Source organism: Halomonas sp. 707D4, assembly GCF_024158685.1.
Classification (GTDB): Bacteria; Pseudomonadota; Gammaproteobacteria; order Pseudomonadales; family Halomonadaceae; genus Vreelandella.
Map to the genome: position 1 here is coordinate 1 of NZ_JAMZBD010000379.1, position 3,027 is coordinate 3,027.

At 67.3% G+C, this 3,027-nt stretch carries 3 protein-coding genes; all 3 read right to left on the minus strand.

The window, feature by feature from the left end; genetic code table 11:
- Window positions 1-993: FtsW/RodA/SpoVE family cell cycle protein (locus BIS11_RS13920; protein WP_253586338.1), on the minus strand; the 993-nt coding region annotated here is incomplete at its 3' end.
- Window positions 990-2,366: a UDP-N-acetylmuramoyl-L-alanine--D-glutamate ligase gene (gene murD, locus BIS11_RS13925; RefSeq protein WP_253426417.1), complete on the minus strand. Its 1,377-nt coding sequence runs from the start codon at window positions 2,364-2,366 to the stop codon at window positions 990-992. The genes murD and BIS11_RS13920, both read right to left, overlap by 4 nt.
- A gap of 38 nt (window positions 2,367-2,404) precedes the next feature.
- Window positions 2,405-3,027, minus strand: a 623-nt coding sequence (gene mraY / locus BIS11_RS13930) for a phospho-N-acetylmuramoyl-pentapeptide-transferase (protein ID WP_253586340.1), incomplete at its 5' end; no start/stop codon positions are given.

Consider the following 3,027-nt stretch of genomic DNA (forward strand, 5'->3'; position numbering starts at 1 on the left):
GTTGATGAACGCCTGGGCGGAGACGATGAAGCCGATGCCGTAGCTCACGTAGGCGCCAAACAGATGGCCGGAAAGCTCCGCCCGCCGGCCGATCAGCATCGCCCGGGCGACGAACAGGGTGAACAGCAATACCACGCACACCGCGCCGATCATGCCGAGCTCCTCGGCGATCACCGCGAAGATGAAGTCGGTATGCGCCTCGGGCAGGTAGTGCAGCTTCTGCACGCTGTTGCCAAGCCCCATGCCGGTCACATGGCCGCGGCCGAAGGCGATCAGGGCCTGGGTCAGCTGGTAGCCGGTGGCGAACTGGTCCGCCCAGGGGTCGAGAAAGCTCGTCCAGCGCGCCAGGCGGTAGGGCTCCATGATCACCATCATCACCGCACCGAAGGCCAGTACCCCGCCGCTGCCGATCAGCAGCGTGAGCGATGCCCCGCTCATCATCAGCATGCCGATCACGCAGACGGTATAGACCACCATGCCACCGAAGTCCGGCGCCAGGAACAGAAGTCCCGCGGGAATGGCGAGCACCGCGATCGGTCGCCACATGCTGAACGCCCGGTTGCGCAGCTCATAGGTGAAGCGCGACATGAACGCCGCCATGTAGAAGATCAACCCCACCTTGCCAAGCTCCGAGATCTGCAGGCTGGGAAGCGGCCCGGGCAGCGAGATCCAGCGCTTGCTGCCGTTGACCTCCTGGCCGACCAGCAGCACCATCACCAGCATGAAGATGCTCGCCATCAGGATGAGCGAGGCGTTCTGGCGCCACGCCTCGAGCGGCACGCAAAGCATGAACAGACAGGCGAACCCCGACACCAGCAGGAAGATCGCGTGCTGGCGAGAATAGTAGTAGCTGTTTTCCAGAAGCCCCACCGAGGCGGAGCTGACCATCACCCAGCCCAGGCCCGCCAGCGTGACCACTGCCACGATCAACCAGATATCGCAGGGCAGATGACGCGTGGCGACGGCGTTGAGAAAGCGCTGACGACGACTCATGAAGAGACCTCACTGCGGTGTTGGGCCACCCAGCGGCGAAACGCCTCGCCGCGCGCCTCGTAGTTGGCGAACTGGTCGAGACTGGCACAGGCCGGCGAAAGAAGCACGCAGTCGCCGGGCTCGGCGATCTCGCGGGCGGCGTTCAGGGCGTCATCGAGGGTCGCGACCCGGCGCACGCGCACCGCGCCCTCGAGCGCCTGCTCGAGGCGCGGGGCATCGGCGCCGAACACAACGACCTCGCGAGCGTAGCGTTCAAGCGGTACGGCGAGCGGCGAGAAGTCGGCGCCCTTGCCGACGCCCCCGGCCAGCAGCACCAGCCGGCCGTCGAGCGCCGCCCCGATGCCTTCGATCGCCGCCAGGGTCGCGCCGACGTTGGTGCCCTTGGAGTCGTTGACGTAGCGCACGCCGGCGAGCGTGTCGACCAGCTCGCTGCGATGGGGCAAGCCCTTGAACTGCACAAGCGCCTCGAGCATCTTCTCGCGACAAAGGCCCAGACGCTCGCCGAGGGCGAGCGCGGCCAGCGCGTTGAGCTGATTGTGACGCCCAGCGAGCGGAATGGCCGCGGCCTCGATCAGGCACTCGTCGCCCTTGGCAAGCCAGGTTCGCCCCTCCACCGTCGCCAGGCCCCAGCCGCCCTCGAGATGGGCGCTTGCACCGAAATGGTCGAGCGGCATGCCCGGCGCATCGGGCCAGGTGCGAGAATCGTCGGCGTTGACCACGGCGCACTCGGCGCCGAGAAAGATGCGCGCCTTCGCCGCGCGGTAGCCTTCCAGGTCACCGTGACGGTCGAGATGGTCGTCGCTGAGATTGAGAAACAGTGCCGCGGCAGCGCCGAGCCTGGGCGTGGTCTCGAGCTGGAAGCTCGAGAGCTCGAGAATGTAGAGCTCAGCCTCGGGCTGGGTTTCCAGCAGCGTCAGCGCCGCCGTGCCGAGATTGCCGCCCACGGCGGCATCGACCCCGCAGGCGCGGGCCATGTCACCCAGCAGCGTGGTGACGGTCGACTTGGCGTTGGAGCCGGTGATCGCCGCTATCGGCGCCTTCACCGCACGGCGAAACAGCGCGATCTCCCCCACCAGCAGAGGCTCGCCGGTGACGGGGCTTTGCCGCTTGGCCAGGCCCTCGAGCCCCGGGGTCGCGGGATCGACCCCGGGGCTCAGCACCACTTCCCGGGCGCGGCTGAAATCCACCTTCGAAAGCGGGCCGCACCAGGTGGCCACGCCCGGGTGGAGCGCCTCGAAATCCGCAAGCCCCGGGGGTTCTGCCCGGGTATCGATCAGCACGAAGGGCGCGCCCAGGCGCTCGAGGTGGCGACAGATCGCCCGGCCGGAGATGCCCAGCCCGATGACCGCGGTGACTCCCTCAGGTACTTGCATGCGTCGGCTCCTTGCGCGGCGGCGATCGACGGCGTTGATCAGCGAACCTTGAGCGTCGCCAGCCCCAGGAGCACCAGCACCACGGTGATGATCCAGAAGCGCACGATGACCCGCGGTTCCGGCCAACCCTTCAGCTCGTAGTGGTGGTGCAGCGGCGCCATGCGAAAGATGCGTCGGCCGGTCAGCTTGAAGGAGGCCACCTGAAGAATGACCGAGACGGTCTCGAGCACGAAGATGCCGCCCATGATGAACAGCACGATCTCCTGGCGCACGATGACCGCCACCACGCCAAGGGCCGCCCCCAGCGCCAGCGCGCCCACGTCGCCCATGAACACCTGGGCGGGATAGGTGTTGAACCACAGAAACCCGAGCCCGGCGCCGGCGATGGTGGCGCAGAAGACCGCCAGCTCACCGGTACCGTGGATGAAGGGGATGTGCAGGTAGGTGGCGAACACCGCGTTGCCGCTGGCGTAGGCGAACACCGCAAGGCCCATGGCGACCAGCACCGTCGGCATGATGGCGAGCCCGTCGAGCCCGTCGGTCAGGTTAACCGCGTTGGAGCTGCCCACGATCACGAAGTAGGTCAGCACGATGTAGAAGATGCCCAGCGGCAGCGCGAAATCCTTGAACAGCGGCAGCAGAAGGCTCGTTTCCGCGGGCG